Source organism: Legionella erythra, assembly GCF_001467615.1.
Lineage (GTDB): Bacteria > Pseudomonadota > Gammaproteobacteria > Legionellales > Legionellaceae > Legionella_C > Legionella_C erythra.
In genome coordinates this window covers 49,705-71,092 of the sequence record NZ_LNYA01000030.1, presented here as the reverse complement: position 1 = coordinate 71,092, position 21,388 = coordinate 49,705, and the positions used below count along the sequence as shown (strand labels likewise).

The following is a 21,388-nucleotide window of genomic DNA, read 5'->3' as shown; positions in this document are numbered from 1 at the left end:
ATGAAAAAATTCGCCGCATTACTGAACACCTTGTATTTTACCTACAGTCATCTCGATAAAATGGCCTTGCTTCATCACTACTTTACGACAACCCCTGATCCGGAACGAGGGTATGCGCTGGCCATTATGGCCGATACGCTCGACTTTCCAACTTTTGGCCGTACCCTGATTAAGGAATTAATACAGGAAAAAATTGACCCCGTACTCTTTGCCTACTCCTACGATTACGTCGGCGATTTGTCCGATACCATTGCCTTACTCTGGCCTGCCCATGACCCCGCCACCCCACTCCCCCTGCTTTCTGATCTGATTAACTCATTTAACCAGCTACCCAGGCAGGCAATCCGGGAGCACCTGGCAAACCTGCTCAATCAAGCAAACACCATCGAGCGCTGGGCCATTTTAAAATTAGGCACAGGCAGTCTGCGTATAGGTATTTCTGCCCGCTTTTTAAAAAAGACGCTGGCCCATTACGGGCAAGTTTCTGTTCAGGATATTGAAAAAATCTGGCATGGTTTAAAACCCCCTTATGAAGCCTTGTTCGCCTGGCTTGAAAAGAAAGCGGCTTTGCCCGCTGTAGAGGATGAATTGTTTTTCCATCCGGTGATGTTATCCCATCCGTTGAATGAGAAAGACATCGACCAGATTGACTGGCAGCAATTTGCTTTTGAACGTAAATACGATGGCATTCGTGTCCAGGCTGTCGTTAGCAAAAACGGCAAAGCCTTGTTCAGCCGGACGGGCGATAACATCAGCCACTCTTTTCCTGATTTGCTGACGTCCTTCAAAACCCGGGTGATTCTGGATGGCGAGCTGGTTATTAAAACAGAAGCCGGCATCGGCAGTTTTAATGATTTACAGCAGCGCTTAAACCGTAAATCCCTGACCAAAAAAATGCTTGCCGAATCCCCGGCCGCGATGATTCTTTATGACATTTTGTCCATGGATGGCCACGATTTGCGCGCATGCTCCTTTATTGAACGGCGTCAACACCTTGAACAATGGTACATGCTTCACTTAGCCGATAACCTGGTGCTGTCTGATTTACTCTCGTTAAACGAAGATGAAACCTTGCATCACTTGAAAGAGCAGGTTCTGAATGAAGCGCACCCTGCTGTCGAAGGGTTGATGCTCAAGCATAAACAAAGCCCCTACCTTGCAGGCCGCCCCAAAGGCCATTGGTATAAGTGGAAGCGCGAGCCATTAACGGTGGACGCTGTCTTGATGTACGCACAACGGGGTCAGGGAAAACGGTCGTCTTATTATTCTGATTATACCTTCGGGCTATGGCAGGATAGTCGCCTGTTGCCTGTTGGCAAAGCTTATTTTGGTTTTACCGATGCTGAATTGCTTAAACTTGATCAATGGGTACGCAGCCACACATTGCAACGCTTTGGCCCAGTGCGCGAGGTGGCAAAAGAATTGGTCCTGGAAGTAGCCTTTGATGCCGTTCAACGTTCCTCCCGTCACAAATCCGGTGTGGCCATGCGCTTTCCACGCATTAACCGCATCCGCTGGGATAAGCCAGCGGCAGAGGCGGATGCCTTAGCCACGCTCCTTCAATGGGTTCATTAATCAATAATGGTTAAATATTGAACTATACTATGGGTATTCAGTCTTAGCCGTTAACTTGATGTCCTACGATAAGGCCATGGCTCACCTCAGAAAAGGCCCCCGATTAAAGAGTGATGCCACGAAGGATTTGGAGAAAATCATTCAGTTGTTCCTGACTCCGCAACAGGATGCGCAATGTCGTTTTAATTCGTTCGGCGAACTTGAAATCGCCTTCAACGATCACGTGTTTAATATGACCCAGATTCTACTGCATCAGCCTGATTTTGAACATTTTTCCTTTTCATCCCCTGTTTTTTCACACTATGAACACTTCATCAGGACGGCAACCCATACCCCTTCACTGGGTGGTAATCCACGCCTTCCCAAACCAGAAGATTACCTGGCCGCGGATACTAACAATCTTTACACCCAGTTGTCTTATGGTGAAAAACTGGCAATTACGCTTTATACCTCCAATTTCTATGAAGAAATTAACGGATTTTTACGAAGTCAGGGCCGTGAATCCCGATTAAAAACCCTGCCTCAGGAAACATTAACCCAGGAGGTCAAGGAAATTGTCCTGGCTACCTGTTTAGCGGCTCATGGCCTCACCCGTTTGCAAATGCCTGAAAAACCCGACAATAATAACCTGCAGGAACTTTACCGCGCTGAAAGCAGCCGAAAAATTCCCGAAAGCATATGGCTTAAGCGTCATAAAACCATGGCAGCTCATTTACCCCTGCGGCAGGAAGGATTCATCAGTACCTCTGAAGAAATGGCCGCCATGAAACTAAGCGGGACCGATACCCTGCTTAAAATCACGCAGCCCCCTAACTCCATCGGCAAAAAAGTACAGGATTTGTCGTATAAACGCGATGAACAGGAAATTTTACTGCCCCCAGGGACGCAACTGGCGTTCAGCTCTTTTATGGAAGAAAATGGCCGAAAAGTATTTGAAGCCTTTCCAGTCAGAAGCCTGGATGGCATTGATCCCTACGCCTACTCCGCTGTGGATGCTGAAATCAGAACGAAGCTTATCGCGCTTTTAGAAGGCATGCGGCATGTGTCAACGCAGGCACCGCCGCGTTTAAAAACCTCCTTCTGGCATTCTCTGCCCCAGAGAATTAAAAAAAGCGAAGCCTCTGAACTTCTTGAACTGACTGTTCAGTTGGAGAAACTGGTCGCCTTTTTTGATGACAGCCGCCATCCATTCAGTGAAAAACAGAAAATGCTCTACGGCCTGTACAAGCAAATGAGCAAACTGGCTGAACAATTTAAAGACTCCAATCGATTATATCCCCCGCTGCAACAGGGCCTCTCCCTTATGAATCATCTGCTCATCCAGCTTGAAATGGGGAATCTATCTTCGCTGGTCGAACAGGCCGACTATGTCTATAGCTATCATTTAAGCAAAGCCTACACAGAAACACACCTGGACACCACCGATGCCGAATTAAAACAGGACGGTCAGGTTATTCAGCGCCCCAATCATGGCCTGGCGCATTCGTTAAGAGTCACTACCTATATCCCGCTGGTGGTGGAATATTTTCAGCAATTTGCGCAACCGGAGTTAAAAAAGCAGTGCCTTACTCTGCATGGCGACGAGATTAAGAAATTATCGCTCTGTATGCTTTTTAGTGTTTCTGGGCGTGAATCGGATATCGCATTCAAACATGATCCGCAAAAATACCGCGAATACCGCGAACAGTGTGCTCAGCAATTTGCCGCCTATGCCCATAAAAAAATGCCGTCGGAAGAAATAAAAAAGTACATGGAGCTGATTCGCAACATGGGCAATCCGGACTATTTAAAATCAAAAAATATGACGCCTCAAAAAGCAGCGCTTTTTCATGTGATGAATCTGGCGCATATACTCGATCTGATGCGCTGTTACCAATTACCGCAGTACCAATCAGCCGTTATGAAAGGTCACGATCCACTCATTATCCCTTCATCATCCCAGCAACATCATTTCAACCGTTTATTAAGCACCGTAAGCGAGCGCATTGAAGCCACGGGGGACAGGCAATTTTGCCGTATGGAACAAGGGCGCCTGGTGGCTTGCAGCAGGAATTATGATTTTCCTGTTTTTGCTGAGGCAAGCGCTAATCCCCGTGAATGCCTGAAACGGATTATGGAATCAGATATTCCTGCTCTCACCGAGATTTCATCGGAGGCAATTCCGGACCTCTCGCCAGCCGATGAGCAGACGAACCTGTTGACTGAACCGGTTTTATATCTCGCCGAGTTGGAAAGTTATACCGATCTGTTACTCGATTATTTGAATTCATCAACCATGACAGGCCTGCCAGACATTGATGAAATCAAAGAAGACAGCCGTTACCTGATGCAAAAATTAACCGCTGGGGAAAATGGGTTTGTGCTTTTGGCCGAATCGGCTTACATAGATGCCCTACCCGTGTCCATTCCGTTAACCCCGCCGGATCTGTATTATTTATTAGCCCAAATGCCCCTGGATCGCGTCAATGAGGCCTATAAAGCATCGGATATTTTGGCGCAACTGAGCGAAGCGGCTGGCCGCCTAAATATCCCTGAATTGGATAAAATGCATGATTCCTACCAACTGTCTTCCATTGAACAGGATCCTGAAACGGGTGCAATAAAAATTACGGCTACCTGTGCAGAAAGCCAATTGCCGCCAGTTCAGGCCATTTTATCCCTGACTGAGTTTGTCCACTGTTTACAGGACTTGCGGCAACCCTCACTCACATTGAATAATTAACCATTTGTATCACCGCCAGAATGCCCATGATGACGAAACTGCATGCAGCAATTATCCTTATCCAGGTGAAAGACAGTTGATTACCCAGGGTTTTCCCCAGAAGGACTGCCGGAATATCCGCGAGAAGCATACCTAAGGTGGTTCCTAAAATCACCCACAGAGGCTGCCTGTAATGTGCGGCTAAAGTTATTGTCGCCACCTGGGTCTTATCGCCCATTTCGGCCAGAAAAAAAGCAATCAAGGTGGTGGTGAAAACACCAAAGCGCCGCAACGAATCGTCACCCCGGATGTCCAGCCGGTCTGGAATAAGCACCCAAACCGCCATGAGAACAAAGGAGCAGGCAATAATTCCTTGCAGTAAATGCGGGCCGAGGATGGATACAAGCCAGGCCCCCAAAGCCCCGGCTAAGCCATGGTTAATCAACGTGGCCGTTAACATTCCGGCAATGATAGGCAATGGCCGTTTAAAACGCGCAGCCAGCATCAGCGCTAATAATTGGGTTTTGTCGCCAAATTCAGCCAATGCGACAATCCCGGTAGACACAAGCAAGGGTTCAATCATGGTAATCGGCTGGATAAAAACCAACAACTATACCATATTCCTTGACGTTCAGGTGGATTGCCGGCCCGCTTGATTATTTTAGGATGGTTGAGCCAGGATAGAAATGTTTATTGGTCAACTGCAGATTTTTGACGAAATGCCTGAAGGCTTCCAGGGTATTTTCGGCCTGCTAGTTAAGACAGGCAATTGTATGCTGAGCTTCTATTTCTTCCTTATCTTCGGTTTCTTTTTGTTCTTCATGCCGCTGCATGAGATTATGGCCCTGTAGCGTCGCATGGAGGCTGCCGTCAATATCGCCGCTTAGAATAAATCCTTCACAATTGTTGGTTTCATCGGTTTCGTCGGTATTGGCTCCGGCCGTTTTTGGGCCGCTGTCATCCACTGAGGCTCTAACCACCTGCTGGATTGAACCAGCACCGGCTACATCAAGAATTCGTTGTATCAAGGTGTACGCCGAGCCTTCAGGCGGAGTATCATTGTTATCCGGGCGGTATCCTTCTTTTATTTCAACAGGCATGACAGGTTCTCCATAAAAGATGGATTCCATTATACCATAATGATTAATTTTTAATCAACACGAGCGTTTATTTCTTTTTGCCTTGTTTAATGGCCACTGACTTCTTTGGCAACACGAGGTAATCCGCTCCCACGATCTGTTTAAGCCACTGGTAAGCCGGGTGCTTTGCGGAGGTAACCAGCGACAGGCTCATTAACGCACTGCGATTTTCCATGTAGGTCGGTTGATAAGCCACTTTGTCTATGACTGTAACCCCGGCTGCCTTCTTTAAATACAGAGACAACAGGCCGCTGGCACGGTTTTTTAAACTGCCCTGGTTAGAAATGAAATTGCCCAGCGAATAAGCAATGAATACTTTTTTCCCCGTGGATGTGGTTATCCAGTCAAACGGTTGCACACAATGGGGATGAGAGCCTAACACCGCCAACGCCCCCGCCTGGGCAAACTCGCGTGCAAGCATTTGTTGGGCTTTATTGGGCCTGGTTTGGTACTCAATCCCCCAATGCGGAGTAACAATCACCGCGTCATGGGTCTTTGCAAGCTCGGTAATCAGTTCAAGCACTTGCGGCTTGTCACGGTAACAGAGCAAGACCTGACGATGCCGGTCCGCAATGCCGTTCGTGTCTTGAGAACAGGCTACCCAGGCGATTGAAATGGTGTTTTTAATGGTGACGGTATACCAGGTTCCCTCGCGGTCTCGAGGCCGGGTACCTGCGTAAGCCATTTGATGCTCATCCAGGGTTGCAATGGTGCGATCAATACCGAGACTGAGGCGGTCCAGCGTATGATTATTGGCGGTTGACAAGACATCAAATCCAGATAACTTTAAGGCTTTTACCAAATCAGGCGAGTAATTGAACATGGGAAAAGACGTATAGGCGCGGCGTTCATCCTTCGTCTCCTTACCCTGCATATCAATCATTCCGGCTGTTGGTCCTTCCAGATTGCCATAGGTGATATCGGCTTTTTTTAATTGCGGAATGGCTGCGGTCCAGAGTGACTCAAACCCCTGAGACAATCCCTTTTTCTGTAAAGGGGGGTGCAAAAGCACGTCACCTACGGCAATGATGTGAACCTCATCGGCACAAGCTACGGCACACAATAACAGCCCTACTACCACAGGAAGGATGGCCGGCATGATTGTCTCAATGGGAAAGGGTATTACCCATAAACAAAAACCATGCCAACACGTATACAGCCTATTTTCAAATTTTCCTCTCTCCCGGTACAATGACCCTGTTCCTCTTGGGAGTATCCGCTATGCATGCTATTTTTCATCTCGCCTTTCCTATTCATGACGTCCATGAAGCGAAACGTTTTTACCAGCAACAGCTCGGGTTTGAATTGGGAAGGGAATCAGCGCACGCGTTGATTTTCAAATTCGGCGATCATCAAATAGTCGGCCATAAGATTGACGAGCCCCTGCCTGTGCAATCCGGCATCTATCCGCGTCATTTTGGTTTGATTTTTCTGGATAAAATGGAATTTGATCTGTTTGTCCTGCGTCTTAATCAGCAGGCTGTCCCTTATGAGATTCCGCTAAAAACCCGCTTTCCGGGCTCAAGGATTGAGCATCAATCGTTTTTCCTGAAAGATCCCAGCAACAATTTGCTGGAATTTAAATATTATACCCACCCATCCGCCATTTTTGCCGAGAAGGATCACCATGAGGTGGGAGAAAACCAATCGTGAGATATTTTCTATAATCCAGAACAATCAAATTGCTGGGCGTTTAAGGCTGGCTCCGTACGATAAAATTGGCATAAAGCCTGGCGAAAACGCGCGGCCCGCAACGGCAGGCCATCCCGGCAATACCTTAAAACCTGCTGGTACACCGCCTCTTTAAAACCGTTATCATCTGTCGGCACGCCATTCAAGTTATCAAGGCTTAAGCGGAAACGGCAACCGGCAGCCATCGATAAAATCCACTCCATAGCCTGCGGCTTGACTTCTACCTGTTGAAATAATTGTTGCTGCGCTTCGTTACGTCCATCAGGGACATACCAGTAGCCAAAATCGACCCGTAGGCGCCGTTCAGGTCCCGCAATCAGCCAGTGAGCACATTCATGCAACGCGCTGCTGAAGAAGCCATGCGCAAAAACAATGGCATGCCACGGCCGCTGCTCATCGGCAGGCAAATAAATGGGTTCATCCTCGCCTTTAACCAGGCGTGTATTGTGAGATGCAGCGAAGCATTGATTAAATAAAGTAATTAAGTCCTGATAATGATGCACAATCTTAAACCGGGGAAAAAAAAGTATTTTATCGTGAAAACGACTCGGCCTGTAGTCTTAAAGCAGGCTTCCTATAAAAAGGCATTAAATTTGAACAGCGAGAAAACAGGTGGATATTCCGCCGGTTTTACAGCGTATGCACAGACTTATCCACAGATTTTGTGGATAAGCAGATTGTGCATAACGTACAAAAAACCACAAAAAACCTTATAAATACTGAGCGATTTGACAAAGATAAACGGAAGTTAACAGATAAAACAGGGGACAGCTTGAAAATTATCCACAGGAATAAAAATAGTAAAAATCCTGTAGGGTTGACCATATTAGCAAATAATTTTAAAAAATACAGTGATTATTCTAAAAATAATTTAAAAAAATTGCCATGGTCAGAAAAATGCACAAAAGCGCAAAATTCACTACACTCATAAAAAGGATTTCCAATCGGACTATCGAGTGGATATTTATACCAGCCTTCATGAATTAAAACAGCATGAACTGGCTTCGGCATGGCATCAGGAAAGCATTTCTCGTAACAGCTGGCTGCTTATTGTAGCTCCCCATGGCGGAACCATTGAACCGTTTACGCAGGTGATTGCAAGGCAGCTGGCTTACCCCAACAACTACAGTTTATTTATTTTTGAAGGTCTTAAACGGCCGGGGCAGGCTTTGCATGTAACATCCACACGCTTTCGCGCTCCCGAACTCGCCGGCCTGCAACAAGGGGCGCGCGTTACTCTGGCTATTCATGGAGTAAAAGGACGCGATAATCGCCTGACTTTAACGGGGGGACTTAATCAACAGCTGCAGGTTTATTTAAGCGAGGCCCTGCAATCGGGCGGGTTTGAAACCGGATTATGCGGTGGTTCAGTATCGGGGACCAACCCCCGCAATTTTATTAATTTAACGCCTGAACAGGGAGCACAACTTGAAATTTCACGCGGTGAACGGGAAGCCCTGCGGGAAGACCCCGTACGCTTTCACCGCTACCTTGAGCGCTTGCACACAGGCATTGAAAACTACCGGGCCGCCTGCATAAATAACGAGAGGGCGGCCAATGGCATTAAACCCGCTTAAATACATCGTGACCAATAAACCGTGCGCCTGGGCCCTGCGTGGCAATATGGGTTGATTGATGAGCCAGAATGGCAGTGACATCAATTGTCGCTTTATCTTGTTCAATGTTGCCGATAAAAGCCAGCACCGATCCGCAGGCAGGGTAATCCACGCTGATGGTAATGGCATTCTTAACAATATAACCAATAACCGGCCGTTGATTGCCAATGGCTTGTTGACATTCTTTGGAAGCAACCGCGGTCGTGAATGTGCCGCTTAATGTGTCTTTCGAAGTAAAATGCAATGTTAAAACCGAACCCCGCTCATTTTTGTAAGTGATGGTTTCACGGTCTGCCGTTGCAGCTTGGGTGCCAGCAGACAGGGTCACCAAGGCAGCGCAGGTTATGGCTTTTAAATTCATGCTATTCTCCGTAATTAATGCGTTGTCAATCAATTATTGACGGCGCACTATAACCAAATCACCCGGGCTTGTACAGGCTCAATCAGGGCGAAAGCAACTGATGAATCCAGCCGTCCTCACGACAGGTATAACGGCTTGCATCGGAGAGTTCGTCGGTGCGGTAACTGTAGCAGTAAACCGTTGTGGGTTTGAAGCGAAAACCACAATAAAACGGGCTCGGGGCAATGGCTTTACCCTCGAATTCCGCATGCAGACATGCCCTCTTTTGCTCGAGTATGTCCTTGCTCGGGATAACCTGTCCTGAGGTAGGAGCATAACTTGAAAACCTGATCTGCGCCTCGCGCGGGTTGTTTTGCCAATACCAGGCATTTTCTTGAGCGGACAGCTTATTTGCCTGACCTTCGAGGCTTATTTGGCGTTGGTGCAATTCAAACCAGAAAGTCAGCACAGCCGCCGGGTTAGCCATCAGTTCATCGACTTTTCGACTGCCTGTCTGCGTAAAAAATAACAGGCCCTCTTCCGTGATCTCGCGAACAGCAACGACCCGTGCATGCGGCACGGGCTTAGGGGCTGAGGCAACAGTCGACAACACAGCCTGCTGTGGATTAACCGCTCCGGCATCCTGTTCTGCCGTAAGCCATTGCTTAAGGCAGGTAATCGGAGAAAGCACCTGACTCATGATGGATACCCCGCTTTATTGATAAAAAGAAATGTACGGCGCCACTATAATCCACTGGCCAGGGCTTGTATAGGTTTAAACAACAGGAACAAACACAACCGATGGCATGCGGGCACACACCCCGCCGCCTCATGATAAAAACTGAAAACACATTTTCATCCCACTGTTTTTGGCATAATCTAAGCACTCCAACTCATCCACCTGGAGGGATATAATGAAAGATGATCAAAAGGCTATTACCCATAGCAAGGATAAACCCACCCTCTCCTATACTCAAACCTATAGCCAGTTCCCCATCTATGGAAATAAACAGGCGGCTTCGCCAGCCAAAGCCGGAAAAATCAAGAAATATGACACCAAATACGACACCAAACCCGATTCCCCCGCTACTCCGGGAAAGGATGGCAAACGTGAAACAACATCGTTAAAAGAGAGTATGCCCATAAAGTCAAAGTCAACCGTACCCGGTAAAGAAAGCAATGAGAACGCCCCGCTCAATGAAATCAGGGTACTGACATTACAAGACATCGATGACCTGCCTGCCAGCCCCTCATTACTTGGCAAAATACAAGATAGCGCCCTGCTCGAAATCGATTTGCACTGGGCAGGAAATTCCGACTATTTTCGCAAGCAAATCATCGCCTGGGACCAAAGCCAATTCAAAACTCGACTTTTTGAAATGATAGGGCTTCTGGATGAGATGCTTAAAAATCCGGGTCAATACCTTTATTTAGTCGATCCATTCAGCAGGCAACATTATGTTCTGAACGATGAACCCTCGGAAAAAACGGTCAAGCGGCATTATTCGTATGTTGGTATTCTAAACCACCTGCATTCTCTTTTGCGAGATTGCCGTGAACCGTGTGCAACAAATGCCTTGTTTGAACACCCGTTTGATTCCGAGGTAAACGGTGCAACTATGGAAAAAGCATTTAAAAGCCGTCCTGTATTGAGCTTATTTGCTTATAAAGATGAGCAAAACAAGGCATTACAGGCTTTTTTGCATATGCTCTCTGGCGAAAAATCGCTGCAAGACGACATCGCAAAGGCAAAAATTGCCTTTTTCAATGCCTTGTCTGAAAAACAAAAGCAGGATTTGGCCATCACCGCCAAAGCCGATATGGAAGCGGCCAAAGTCGCCGTGTTGCTTCAAGCCTCGCGCGATCTGCTGGAAATCTGCAAGCGTTTTGACATTTGCCCCGACTCAGGGTCACTGGCCAAAATCCGACATTTAACCGTGGTCAAGCAACCCACGACAACCGCTGCGACTGAAGACAAGCATGGTTTTATGGATTTGCTGGGTTTACTCAATGCTTCAAGCATGCCGCAACTGGAAAGCCTTATTGTTGAACACTACGAGCCCCGGCACCAGCTCGAACTGAGTAATCTTATCGCTGTTCTAGTTAAGAAAAACCCTACGCTCAACGTGATGATTAGTCATCATTTCCCTGAAAAAGACCAACAGTCTATCTTTTCTCCCTATCAGGATAAATACCCTGGACTTACGGTTAAACGCATTCATATGCAAGCGGCCATGGAAAGTGACAATACCTGTGCATTTTTTTCTGCCCCGCCCGCCAATAAACGAAGCAGTGGATCGGAACAAACATCCCCCGTACAGGTAGACTATTCCCCTAAATAATTTATAGCCGGAAAGATCGCTTTCCGGTAAGATTGGCGATTCTTAAACACGATCAACAGGTTAAGACATGAGAAGGATTTTCGCTTTTTTACTTTATTTTGTGGTTGCCCAAGCAGTTGCCGCTGCTATTTTCTCAGCGGATGAAATCAAAACCCTCAAGAAAAATTTCCTCGCCAATATCACCTCTGAAGGTTCCATCATGGCTTCTCCGTCAAAAGCCAATCCGGATTACTATTACGACTGGACCCGTGATTCGGCCATTGCCATGGATTTGATCGAGAGTTTTTATGAGAAAAACCTTCATGCCAAAGACAAAACCCGTCTGTTGAACTATGTCAATTGGGTCGAGCGGGTTCAACACCAGACTGAAACCTTGCCCGGCTTTGATATTCTAGGCGAACCCAAATTTTACATGGACAGCCGCCCTTACCAAGGCCCCTGGGGCAGACCACAAAATGACGCTCCGGCATTAAGGGCATTAACCCTCATCCGTTTTGCCGAAGTATTGCTTAAGAATAATGAATCAGACTATGTGAAAACCCATCTGTACAATCAAAGCCTGGATACCGCCAACATGGGCGCCATCAAGATTGACCTGGAATACACAGCCCACCATTGGCAGGATATGAATTACGATCTCTGGGAAGAAGTCTATGGTCATCATTTTTTCACAGCCATGTGCCAGCGAAAAGCCTTGATTGAAGGCGCCAAACTGGCCAGAGCGCTGCATGATAACGACGCTGCAATCTATTATGAAGCACAGGCCCGTTTTATTGAACTACGCCTTGGCGAACACATGGATTCCAAAAACATCATCATTCAGGCCACCCAACCCCCGCATTCTGGCCCGCAAAAAACGCTGGAACTCGATTCTGCCGTCATGTTGGGCGTGCTGCTAGCCAATACCCATGATGGCGTTTATGCCCCGGACAATATATATGTAAAAAATACAGCAGCCGCCTTAAAAAGACAGTTCAGAGCCCTCTTTCCCATTAATGACAGCCATTACAACAACGCCGTGCTGTTTGGCCGCTATCCAGGTGATACCTACGACGGTTACCGCAATGACGGCGAAGGCAATCCCTGGTATATTCTGACAGCAACCATGGCGGAATATTACTACACACTGGCTGATATGTTGCCGCTGACACAAGCGAATATACCTCAGATTAAACAATACTTCGAAGAGGGCAACGCTTACCTCAATCTGGTTAAAGAATATGCTTCGGATTTAAGTTTAAGTGAACAAATCAACTTGTATACCGGTAACCCGCAGGGCGCCAATTCCCTCACCTGGAGCTACGTGGCAACACTCCGTGCAATAGCTATGCAACAGAAGCTGGAAGCTAAATTGGGTCTTTAACATCATGATCCCCGCCTGCGCGGGGGATGACAGAAAAGGCCCGTATCACCCATACCCGTATCACCCATAAAAAGCTAGCCAAACCCATGTCTTACCCGCGAAGGCGGGTAACCATGGCTATGTACCATCGAAAGGATGGGTCCCCCACCTACGCGGGGGATGACAGAAAAGGCCTGTATCACACATACCCGTATCACCCATAAAAAGCTAGCCAAACCCATGTCTTGCCCGCGAAGGCGGTAACTATGGCTACGTACCGCCGAAGGGAGGGATCCCCCGCCTGCGCGGGGGATGACAGAAAAGGCCTGTATCACACATACCCGTATCACCCATAAAAAGCTAGCCAAACCCATGTCTTGCCCGCGAAGGCGGGTAACCATGGCTATGTACCGCCGAAAGGATGGGTCCCCCGCCTGCGCGGGGAATGACAGAAAAGGCCTGTATCACACATACCCGTATCCCCCATAAAAAGCTAGCCAAACCCATGTCTTGCCCGCGAAGGCGGGTAACCATGGCTATGTACCACCGAAAGGATGGGTCCCCCGCCTACGCGGGGGATGACAGAAAAGGCCTGTATCACCCATACCCGTATCCCCCATAAAAAGCTAGCCAAACCCATGTCTTACCCGCGAAGGCGGGTAACCATGGCTACGTACCACCGAAAGGATGGGTCCCCCACCTGCGTGGGGGGATGACAGAGAAAAGACGGCGATGACAGAGAAAAGGTGGGGATAAAAGCAAAGGAAAATGAATGGATGAGCAAAGTAAAAATGACAGTGAAAACTGGTCAGCAGCCACTGCCTTTCTTTTTAAGGCAGTGACTGCTTATTACTAATTGAATACAGCCTCACCGGTATTATCCAGCGCCAAGGATGTCGTGGATTGCGATGTGGGTTTTCTCCCTAATTCACGCAAGGGTTTACCGCTTAACAGATAATCCTCAATGGTTTCCAGGCTTATATTTTTTGTTTCCGGCATGAAGTAAACCGTATAAATCAAGCCGAGAAAACAAATCACGGCGTAAATGATAAAGGTATATTCAATACCAATGGCTTTATGCAAAAGAGGAAACGTGAAAACAGTCAATGTATTAAACGACCAGTTACTCATCGACGACATGCCCATACCCGCGCCGCGAACGTACAATGGAAAAATTTCAGCCATGGCGATGTGCGGTACCGGCCCAATGCTGATGGCAAATGAAAAAATGTAGACTGTCAGGCAAAGCACCGACAAATAGCCGAGTAAAGACACCTGGTACAAGGAAAATACGCTGAGTGCCGCGAGGCTTATGCAAGCACCGCTGAAGCCAATCAATAATAATTTACGGCGCCCAATCCAGTCGACGCAAAAAATAGCCAGGATGGTGACCAATAAATTGACAATACCAATCCCCATGGTGGCGAGAATCTGGCCAGTGGCATTAGTAAAGCCAAGATTTTTAAAAATTTCCGGTGCGAAATAAATGATGACGTTAATGCCGCTTAACTGCTGCAGGCAGAATAAAATCATCCCCAATGACAAGACCGGCAGCAAGGGTTTACGAAACAGGTTTTTCCAGTTTTTTTCATGCGGCTCGCGTTTCAGCGTCGCTTCAATGTGGGTTAACTCGTCAGTAATGGACGCTTGCCTGCGCAACAAACGCAAGGCTTTAGCTGCCGCTTCGCGCCGGGCAACACTTAATAACCAACGGGGGGATTCAGGCAGGAAAAGGATGCCAGCAAACAAAATGAAAGCCGGTATGGCACTGGAGGCAAACATCGTCCGCCAGGCCTGATGTTCAATCAGCAGGTAATTGGCACAATAGGCACAGACAATGCCGATTGTAATCGCCAATTGATAAATGGCCACCATTGCTCCCCGTAAATTCACCGGCGCCGTTTCAGCCAGGTAAAGCGGGGTTGTGACTGACGCAATACCAATGGCCAATCCAAGAACAAATCGCGACAAAATAAGCATCCAGATTGCCGGGGCAAGGGCTGCACCCAGGGCGCCAACAAAAAAAAGCGCACCGGCAAAGGACAACAATGCGCGGCGGCCATAGCGCTTCACGTAACGCGTTCCCAACAGAGCACCGATCAACATGGAACCAAACAGCGCACCAAAAGGAAGCGCGGCGGCCATAGTCCCGATATGGGTGTGGGTAAGCGTAAAATGATTTTTCAAGAGATCAAGCGATCCGGCTATAATGCCTTCATCATAACCAAAAAGAAATCCAGCGAGCGAGCCAATAATTGCGACTAACCATGCCATATTATATCCTTAAAAGTCCATGTTGTTTTTTTAATTTACTGCTGCAGGATGCAATGCTTTTTCCAAAGCGGTCGCACACAAATGGGTAATCAATGACCAGTTTTTTTGCTTAATCGCCTCATCGGGTACAATCCAGGAACCACCTACACACTCTACATTAGGCAGCGCAAGATAGTCCAGGTAATTCTTATCATGGATACCGCCTGTAGGACAAAACTTAAGTGTAGGAAATGGGGCGGAGAGCGCTTTCAACAGTTTAATACCCCCAATCGCTTCGGCCGGGAAAAATTTAAACTCATGATAGCCATGGTCTAAACCTTCCATGATTTCAGACACACTTGAAACCCCGGGTATTAACGGTATGTCACTGGCCAATCCAGCTTTAAGCAAGGCAGGCGTTGCGCCGGGGCTGATGGCAAACTGCGCCCCTGCTTCCCGGCACTGCTGCAATTGCTGGCCGTTAATCACGGTGCCGGCACCGACACAGGCTTTAGCGAATTGCCGACTGATCAAACGGATGGCGTCCAGGGCCACTGGCGTCCTCAGGGTTATTTCGAGTACGTGGATTCCACCCGTTAATACGGCATCTGCCAGCGGTTCGGCATCCGCCAGATCATGAAGCACGATCACTGGAACCACTGGCCCCATAGCCAATAAAGACGAAGCAGACAAGTTATTAGCAACGTGCATTGTTTTTTTCCATGGTTTGTTTAAGATACACGGCCGCGCCGAGCAGGCCCGGCTGATGGGCCGCCACCACAAACGTCGCAATGCTGCGGTTAAACGCGGAAAAGCGGCCTTTTGCTTCAAAGCGCGTTCTAAATTCGCTGCCGGCTATCAAGGGCAGGAGTTTCGGCACAATGCCGCCGGCAATGTACACACCGCCAAAGGTGCTGAGCGACAGCGCCAAATCACCCGCAAAGCTGCCTAAACTGGCAAAAAACTGCGAAACCGCAGCACAAGCCAGCGGCGACTGTCCGTTGAGGGCTTGGTGAGCAATCTCAGCCGCGCTTAAAGGCTCAACCCGTTGTTGACTGAACGCCGCAAGAGCGAGGTATAAATTCTCAAGACCGGGGCCTGAGATAACCCGTTCAACAGAAACATGGCCATAACGCTCGTGCAAAAAGCGCTGGATAAACCACTCCTGTTCGGTTTGAGCCGCCCACCCCCCATGCCCCGCCTCACCCGGCAACGGTATGAAACCGCCGACCGCAGGGACCAGATGCGCGACGCCCAAGCCCGTACCAGCACCCAGCACAACCAGTGGTTTGCTCTCATCCACCGTGCCGCCGCCAATGGACAGTCGATCATCAGCCGGCAAAAGAGGCAAACTCATCGCCGTCGCCGTGAAGTCATTCACTACCTGGAGTTGTTCCAATTGAAGCGCTTGTTTTAAATCCTGAATCGAAAATTGCCAATCCAGATTGGTCATGCTCACCTCATCACTGGTTACCGGGCAGGCAATGGCAATTGCCGCATGGCGGATGTCATGCAAATCATGGCTATGTTGATAATGTTTAAGGGCTGCATCCAGATTGGAAAATTGCGCGCAGGGAAACACAGCGAGCCTATCCACCTGCAAATTATATAAATCCACACGACTAAATCGGGCATTGGTTCCGCCGATGTCAGCCACAATGGCATAGGTACTCTGGTTAGGCATGCACATCGTCCTCCGTTACAAACAAACTACAGGCCCCTTCTTCAGCTCCCGACAACTGATTTCTCAAGCTTCCAAACAGTTCCCGCCCCATCCCGGCATAACAGGATGATAAATCGACTGCCTGCGGCCGACGTCGGGCCAACTCGTCTGCACTGACCAGCAACTGCAAAACCCCTTCCCGACCATCCACGCGTATCCTGTCACCGTTTTCAATCCGGGCTATCAAGCCGCCGTCAACGGCTTCCGGGGTCACATGAATAGCGGCCGGTATTTTTCCAGACGCACCCGACATGCGCCCATCCGTCACCAGGGCAACCTGGTAGCCCTTATCCTGCAGCACCCCAAGAATGGGCGTGAGTTTGTGCAATTCCGGCATCCCGCAGGCTTTGGGTCCTTGAAAACGGACAACCACCACACAGTCCTTGTTGAGCTCACCCGCCTTAAACGCCTCCTCCAATGCCTGCTGACTGGCAAAAACAGCCGCCGGTGCTTCAATAACATCCTGATGTTCAGCCAGCGAGGATGTTTTCATCACTGCCCGACCCAGGTTACCGTCTAAAACCTGCAAACCGCCCTGCGGTTTAAAAGGTTTCTCCACTGATGTTAATACCTGCTCATCAAGAGAATAGGCCGGGCCATTGACCCACTCAAGGGTATCGCCAGTCAACCGGGGCTCGTCGGTATATCGGCGCAAGCCAAAACCGGCCACGGTTTCTACCTCTTCATGCAGTAAGCCGGCATCAAGCAGGGTACGAATGAAATACGCCATGCCGCCCGCCTGTTGAAAGTGATTGATGTCAGCTTGACCATTTGGATAAATTCTGGCAAGAAGCGGGGTCACGGTCGATAAATCCGCAAAATCATCCCAATTCAACACAAAGCCCGCTGCCCGCGCAATCGCAATGAGATGGATGGTATGGTTAGTGGAGCCGCCTGAGGCCAGTAAACCCACCATGCCATTGACCAGTACAGCAGCCGTCACCAGTTTTCCTAAAGGCAGGTACTCCTGATCTAAATCGGTTAATTGCACAATGCGCCGTGCGGCGGCTCGTGTTAATTCCTGACGCAAAGGGGTATTCGGATTTACGAAAGACGATCCCGGCAACTGCAGGCCCATGATCTCCATGACCAGTTGGTTGGAGTTAGCCGTACCATAAAACGTGCAGGTCCCGGGGCTATGGTAAGAAGCCGCTTCGACATCGAGTAAGGCATCCTCACTGACCAACCCTTCAGCATACAATTGCCGAACCTTCGCCTTTTCCTTATTGGCAATGCCGCTCGGCATGGGGCCTGCCGGCACAAAGAGGAACGGCAGATGGCCGAAAGTCAGCGCCGCCATGAGCAAGCCAGGCACGATTTTGTCGCAAATGCCAAGCAATAATCCGCCGTCGAACAAATTATGGGCAAGACTCACTGCGGTGGCCATAGCAATGACATCACGGCTTAGAAGACTTAACTCCATGCCAGGCTGCCCCTGCGTGACACCGTCACACATGGCCGGCACCCCACCGGCAAATTGGGCCACGCCTCCCGCTTCACGTACCGCGAGCTTGATTAGCGATGGATACGCCGCATAAGGCTGATGCGCTGAAAGCAGATCATTATAAGACGACACGATAGCAATATTAGGCTTCACCATGGCGCGTATGTCGTGCTTGTCCGAGGCGCTGCAGGCGGCAAACCCATGGGCTAAATTACCGCAATGCAGGGCCTTGCGATGCGGTCCTTTAAGACGAGCCGCTTCAAGGCGCGATAAATAATGTTCACGGCTTTTAAGGCTCCGCTCGTTGATTCTGTCAGTGACTTGCTGAATAACCGGATGCATGATTTACCTCATTGTGCTGCAAACATCACCTGCACGTCCGTGCCGGGATGTTGCAGAAAAGCCCGGATCGGCATGGCGGTGGCTTCGTCTGACGCCAGCGCCAGATTTAATACCGCCAGTTTTTTTTCACCCACTAAATGCAGGTAAACATGCCGGCTTTTCAATAACCTGTTTTTACTGAGCGAAATCCGCGGATAGGGTGCCGTTTTAGGGACTATGTTTAACACGATAAGCCGTTCATCATGAAGACCGGCATCGATTTGTTCGCTGCAGGGAAACAGGGACGCGGTGTGTCCATCCTCCCCCATGCCCAGAATGACAATATCAAAAACCGGTAAGGCCTTGAGCCGTTCTTCGATGTCTAATAGACGTTCAGCCTCTGTCGTTTTGTTGCTATGGAGGCTGATAAAGCGAGCATTGGCCGCCTGATGCTTCAGGAGATAATGCCTAACCAGGGTTTCATTACTGTCGGGATCGGTGGGCGCAACACAGCGTTCATCAGCCAGAGTAATGGTCACCTTTTGCCAGTCCAAATCGGCTTTAGCCAGACGCTGAAACAAGGTTTTTGGCGTGCTGCCCCCCGAAACCACCAGGTAAGCCTGTCCACGCTCCGCGATGGCCTCGCCAAGAATGGTGGTCATGTCCTTGACAAACTGTTCGTTTAATAAGTCTGAATCATTAAAATGATTTAATTGCATCTGTTAATCCCATTGATGATGATGCCGGGCTAATAGCGTTTCTGCCGCGTCAGGTCCAAACGAGCCCGCGGGGTAGCTATGTAGAGGCACGTCGACGTCTTCCCAGGCCTTGAGAATCCCGTCCACCCATTGCCAAGCCTGCTCAACCTCGTCGCGGCGGACAAACAGGTACTGATGACCCAGCATGGCCTCCAGTAGCAGGCGCTCGTATGCGTCGGCGATTCGTAAGGTTTCGAAGGTTTTATTAAAACTTAAATCGAGTTGGCTTTCTTTAAGCTGCATGGTTTCGCCAAGGCCTGGGATTTTATTCATGATTTGAATTTCCACCCCCTCATCCGGCTGTAATCGGATAATCAGCTTGTTGGCATTTAACTGCGGGCAGGTAGCGGCAAAAATATTATGCGGCTGCGATTTAAAATAAATAACCACTTCGCTTTGTTTTTTCGCCATGCGTTTGCCTGTTCGCAGATAAAAAGGAACCCCGGACCAACGCCAGTTATCAATAGCGACTTTGAGTGCGACAAAGGTTTCCGTGGTGCTCGCGGCACGCGCTCCCTCTTCCTCTAAATAGCCGGGAACCGGCGTGCCACCCAGATGGCCGCCGACATATTGCCCTCTTACCGTGTTATCTATCGCATTGTCCGAATCAATGGGACGCAAGGCTTTAAGCACTTTTAATTTTTCATCGCGAATACTGTCGGCATTGAGACTGACCGGCGGCTCCATGGCAATCAATGACAGGATTTGCAACAAATGGTTCTGCACCATGTCCCGCATTTGGCCAGCGTCATCATAATAGCCCCAACGCCCTTCTACCCCAACGGCTTCGGCGACAGTAATCTGAACATGATCGATGGCCGTACGATCCCAGTTCGATGAAAAAATGAAATTGGCAAAACGCAACACCAATAAATTCAATACGGTTTCTTTACCGAGATAATGATCAATACGATAAATCTGATTTTCATTAAAATAATCGGCCACCTGATTATTAGTGGCAATAGAACTGGCCAGATTATGACCGATGGGTTTTTCAAGAACAATACGCGCAGCCCCCTCAGCCAGACCCACACTGGCTAAACCCTGGCTGATGGCTCCAAATAATGAGGGGGGCACGGCCAGATAGCTGACCGGCGTGCGTTGTTTGGACGATGCGGCATCGAGAAGTCTACGATAATCCGCGGCCTGGCTTAAATCCATTTGCACATAAATACTGCGTTGCTGTAGACGATTTAACACAGCCTCATCGAGCGGCTCAGTCACAAACCGTTCAAGGTTGGTTTTTAAAAACTGGCGATACTGGTCACGGTTCAGGGGATCGCGTGCACAACCTATCAGTTGAGTCTCTTCCGCCAATAGATTGGCCTTCTCCAGTTGATACAGGGCAGGAAGGAGCTTACGCCGGGCAAGATCACCCAAGGTGCCAAACAGGATTAAATCACAGGCTTTATGGTCAGTCGTTGTTGGCATCATGAACCCTGATTACACTCCTGATAATGCAAGTTCGAGGATAATAACCGCTTGATCCTCCGCGGAATTCGGGATTGTACAATACTGGTGGTCCGCGTCAACAGCTAAAACCGGATTAAGGATTGAATTTTTGCAGTATTTGCTATCGTTCCGTGTGTGTATGCAATGCGGCATGTGTAAAAAATATTTACTGATTCATTGAAACAGGTAATATGGATTGTCTTAATTTAGGAGAAGGTGATGATAGAAAAACATGGTCTATTTAAAACTGAATCGAAAGAGAAAGGCTCTACTTATATTTATGCCAAACTTGATGCGGAAACAGCGCAAGGTATCGTTGAGGAAAACTGTGGTAAATTTTCAGCCCCCTGGTTAATTCGTGACAGCAGTGTCGACGGGCTTCTCTCTATCACTTTTTTAAGTCTTGAATCAAAGAACATCCATCACCTACGCCTCTGTTTTAACGGAAAGCAATGGGACTATGCCCCTTCTAATCTAAATGCGGCTAAAGCGGTAGCCTTGCAATGCCAAAACGTGTCTAAAGACAAGTTAGATGAATCGGGCGCAGTGCTTTTGGCCTCTTTTTTATCAGAAAAGGGCTATGATACGGTCAATTTAATTCATCCGCCCGAGGCGCAGGCTACAAAAAATAAATTTTATGCCGGTTACGATGTGAGTACTATAAACACATTAAAGCCCTATAGCGCCTAA

Annotated in this window: 20 protein-coding genes; 8 read left to right on the top strand and 12 right to left on the bottom strand. The window is 48.5% G+C overall.

All coding sequences use genetic code 11. The features are described 5' to 3' along the window. Both Lery_RS09595 and Lery_RS09590 read left to right on the top strand, forming a co-directional pair. Nucleotides 1-1,575: a cisplatin damage response ATP-dependent DNA ligase gene (locus Lery_RS09595; RefSeq protein ID WP_058527044.1), complete on the top strand. Its 1,575-nt coding sequence runs from the start codon at nt 1-3 to the stop codon at nt 1,573-1,575. 76 nt (nt 1,576-1,651) lie between these two features. Next, nucleotides 1,652-4,297, top strand: a complete 2,646-nt coding sequence (locus tag Lery_RS09590) for a SidE phosphodiesterase domain-containing protein (RefSeq protein WP_237759201.1) — start codon at nt 1,652-1,654, stop codon at nt 4,295-4,297. On the opposite strand, the gene Lery_RS09585 is transcribed toward Lery_RS09590, so the two are convergent. The 3 genes from Lery_RS09585 to Lery_RS09575 form a co-directional block, all read right to left on the bottom strand. After that, entirely contained in the window at nt 4,281-4,886 is a 606-nt protein-coding gene (locus Lery_RS09585) for a TMEM165/GDT1 family protein (RefSeq protein ID WP_237759200.1), read from the bottom strand. The genes Lery_RS09590 and Lery_RS09585 overlap by 17 nt on opposite strands. Before the next feature lie 142 nt (nt 4,887-5,028). Then, complete coding sequence (locus tag Lery_RS09580; protein WP_131751013.1) at nt 5,029-5,376, bottom strand: hypothetical protein; 348 nt, start codon at nt 5,374-5,376, stop codon at nt 5,029-5,031. Nucleotides 5,377-5,443: 67 nt separating this feature from the next. Further along, a complete protein-coding gene (locus Lery_RS09575) occupies nt 5,444-6,514 on the bottom strand; it encodes a CapA family protein (RefSeq protein ID WP_058527041.1) in 1,071 nt (356 codons plus the stop codon). A 122-nt stretch (nt 6,515-6,636) separates the two neighbouring features. Here Lery_RS09575 and Lery_RS09570 point away from each other — a divergent pair, with 122 nt between their 5' ends. Then, the gene (locus Lery_RS09570; protein ID WP_058527040.1) at nt 6,637-7,068 is read left to right on the top strand and encodes a VOC family protein; all 432 of its coding nucleotides are present in this window, start codon (nt 6,637-6,639) and stop codon (nt 7,066-7,068) included. An 8-nt stretch (nt 7,069-7,076) separates the two neighbouring features. Here the strand turns inward: Lery_RS09570 and Lery_RS09565 are convergent, their stop codons facing one another. Further along, complete coding sequence (locus tag Lery_RS09565) at nt 7,077-7,610, bottom strand: elongation factor P hydroxylase (RefSeq protein WP_058527039.1); 534 nt, start codon at nt 7,608-7,610, stop codon at nt 7,077-7,079. 161 nt (nt 7,611-7,771) lie between these two features. On the opposite strand from Lery_RS09565, the gene Lery_RS09560 reads away from it, so the two are divergent. Together Lery_RS09560 and Lery_RS09555 are read left to right on the top strand one after the other, a co-directional pair. Then, nucleotides 7,772-8,038, top strand: coding sequence for a hypothetical protein (locus Lery_RS09560; RefSeq protein ID WP_131751015.1), 267 nt, complete (start codon nt 7,772-7,774; stop codon nt 8,036-8,038). A 25-nt stretch (nt 8,039-8,063) separates the two neighbouring features. Further along, complete coding sequence (locus Lery_RS09555; protein ID WP_058527037.1) at nt 8,064-8,684, top strand: poly-gamma-glutamate hydrolase family protein; 621 nt, start codon at nt 8,064-8,066, stop codon at nt 8,682-8,684. On the opposite strand, the gene Lery_RS09550 is transcribed toward Lery_RS09555, so the two are convergent. Together Lery_RS09550 and Lery_RS09545 are read right to left on the bottom strand one after the other, a co-directional pair. Then, nucleotides 8,671-9,084 carry an avidin/streptavidin family protein gene (locus Lery_RS09550; RefSeq protein ID WP_058527036.1) on the bottom strand — a complete coding sequence of 138 codons (414 nt, stop codon included), beginning with the start codon at nt 9,082-9,084 and terminating at the stop codon, nt 8,671-8,673. The genes Lery_RS09555 and Lery_RS09550 overlap by 14 nt on opposite strands. An 82-nt stretch (nt 9,085-9,166) precedes the next feature. Continuing rightward, nucleotides 9,167-9,763: a pyridoxine/pyridoxamine 5'-phosphate oxidase gene (locus tag Lery_RS09545; protein WP_058527035.1), complete on the bottom strand. Its 597-nt coding sequence runs from the start codon at nt 9,761-9,763 to the stop codon at nt 9,167-9,169. 214 nt (nt 9,764-9,977) lie between these two features. Between Lery_RS09545 and Lery_RS09540 the strand changes: the two genes are divergently transcribed. Together Lery_RS09540 and Lery_RS09535 are read left to right on the top strand one after the other, a co-directional pair. Continuing rightward, nucleotides 9,978-11,405 (top strand): hypothetical protein, encoded by a 1,428-nt coding sequence (locus Lery_RS09540; protein WP_058527034.1) that lies wholly within the window; start codon nt 9,978-9,980, stop codon nt 11,403-11,405. Between the two features lie 67 nt (nt 11,406-11,472). Then, entirely contained in the window at nt 11,473-12,768 is a 1,296-nt protein-coding gene (locus Lery_RS09535) for a glycoside hydrolase family 15 protein (protein ID WP_058527033.1), read from the top strand. Between the two features lie 831 nt (nt 12,769-13,599). Here the strand turns inward: Lery_RS09535 and Lery_RS09530 are convergent. Genes Lery_RS09530 through zwf form a run of 6 tightly spaced genes read right to left on the bottom strand, consistent with a single transcriptional unit; the run spans nt 13,600 to nt 20,680 of the window. Continuing rightward, nucleotides 13,600-15,021, bottom strand: coding sequence for a sugar porter family MFS transporter (locus Lery_RS09530; RefSeq protein ID WP_058527032.1), 1,422 nt, complete (start codon nt 15,019-15,021; stop codon nt 13,600-13,602). Between the two features lie 30 nt (nt 15,022-15,051). After that, nucleotides 15,052-15,711 carry a bifunctional 4-hydroxy-2-oxoglutarate aldolase/2-dehydro-3-deoxy-phosphogluconate aldolase gene (locus tag Lery_RS09525; RefSeq protein ID WP_058527031.1) on the bottom strand — a complete coding sequence of 220 codons (660 nt, stop codon included), beginning with the start codon at nt 15,709-15,711 and terminating at the stop codon, nt 15,052-15,054. Next, nucleotides 15,698-16,690: a glucokinase gene (gene glk, locus Lery_RS09520; RefSeq protein ID WP_420324158.1), complete on the bottom strand. Its 993-nt coding sequence runs from the start codon at nt 16,688-16,690 to the stop codon at nt 15,698-15,700. The genes Lery_RS09525 and glk overlap by 14 nt, the downstream gene beginning before the upstream one ends. Beyond that, on the bottom strand, nt 16,677-18,509 hold the full coding sequence (gene edd, locus Lery_RS09515) for a phosphogluconate dehydratase (protein WP_058527029.1): 1,833 nt from the start codon (nt 18,507-18,509) through the stop codon (nt 16,677-16,679). Before edd ends, glk begins: the two co-directional genes overlap by 14 nt. A gap of 8 nt (nt 18,510-18,517) precedes the next feature. Further along, nucleotides 18,518-19,207 carry a 6-phosphogluconolactonase gene (gene pgl, locus Lery_RS09510; protein ID WP_058527028.1) on the bottom strand — a complete coding sequence of 230 codons (690 nt, stop codon included), beginning with the start codon at nt 19,205-19,207 and terminating at the stop codon, nt 18,518-18,520. Nucleotides 19,208-19,210: 3 nt separating this feature from the next. Beyond that, complete coding sequence (zwf, locus tag Lery_RS09505; protein ID WP_237759199.1) at nt 19,211-20,680, bottom strand: glucose-6-phosphate dehydrogenase; 1,470 nt, start codon at nt 20,678-20,680, stop codon at nt 19,211-19,213. Between the two features lie 234 nt (nt 20,681-20,914). On the opposite strand from zwf, the gene Lery_RS09500 reads away from it, so the two are divergent. After that, nucleotides 20,915-21,388: a hypothetical protein gene (locus Lery_RS09500; RefSeq protein WP_156412487.1), complete on the top strand. Its 474-nt coding sequence runs from the start codon at nt 20,915-20,917 to the stop codon at nt 21,386-21,388.

Excerpts from the sequence above, each read along its gene's own strand:
- Lery_RS09595 (WP_058527044.1), top strand. The coding sequence starts at position 1 with ATGAAAAAATTCGCCGCATTACTGAACACCTTGTATTTTACCTACAGT.
- Lery_RS09575 (WP_058527041.1), bottom strand. The coding sequence starts at position 6,514 with ATGCCGGCCATCCTTCCTGTGGTAGTAGGGCTGTTATTGTGTGCCGTA.
- edd (WP_058527029.1), bottom strand. The coding sequence starts at position 18,509 with ATGCATCCGGTTATTCAGCAAGTCACTGACAGAATCAACGAGCGGAGC.
- Lery_RS09545 (WP_058527035.1), bottom strand. The coding sequence starts at position 9,763 with ATGAGTCAGGTGCTTTCTCCGATTACCTGCCTTAAGCAATGGCTTACG.
- Lery_RS09590 (WP_237759201.1), top strand. The coding sequence starts at position 1,652 with ATGGCTCACCTCAGAAAAGGCCCCCGATTAAAGAGTGATGCCACGAAG.
- Lery_RS09550 (WP_058527036.1), bottom strand. The coding sequence starts at position 9,084 with ATGAATTTAAAAGCCATAACCTGCGCTGCCTTGGTGACCCTGTCTGCT.
- zwf (WP_237759199.1), bottom strand. The coding sequence starts at position 20,680 with ATGATGCCAACAACGACTGACCATAAAGCCTGTGATTTAATCCTGTTT.
- Lery_RS09525 (WP_058527031.1), bottom strand. The coding sequence starts at position 15,711 with ATGCACGTTGCTAATAACTTGTCTGCTTCGTCTTTATTGGCTATGGGG.
- Lery_RS09540 (WP_058527034.1), top strand. The coding sequence starts at position 9,978 with ATGAAAGATGATCAAAAGGCTATTACCCATAGCAAGGATAAACCCACC.
- pgl (WP_058527028.1), bottom strand. The coding sequence starts at position 19,207 with ATGCAATTAAATCATTTTAATGATTCAGACTTATTAAACGAACAGTTT.
- Lery_RS09570 (WP_058527040.1), top strand. The coding sequence starts at position 6,637 with ATGCATGCTATTTTTCATCTCGCCTTTCCTATTCATGACGTCCATGAA.
- Lery_RS09530 (WP_058527032.1), bottom strand. The coding sequence starts at position 15,021 with ATGGCATGGTTAGTCGCAATTATTGGCTCGCTCGCTGGATTTCTTTTT.
- glk (WP_420324158.1), bottom strand. The coding sequence starts at position 16,690 with ATGTGCATGCCTAACCAGAGTACCTATGCCATTGTGGCTGACATCGGC.
- Lery_RS09580 (WP_131751013.1), bottom strand. The coding sequence starts at position 5,376 with ATGCCTGTTGAAATAAAAGAAGGATACCGCCCGGATAACAATGATACT.
- Lery_RS09535 (WP_058527033.1), top strand. The coding sequence starts at position 11,473 with ATGAGAAGGATTTTCGCTTTTTTACTTTATTTTGTGGTTGCCCAAGCA.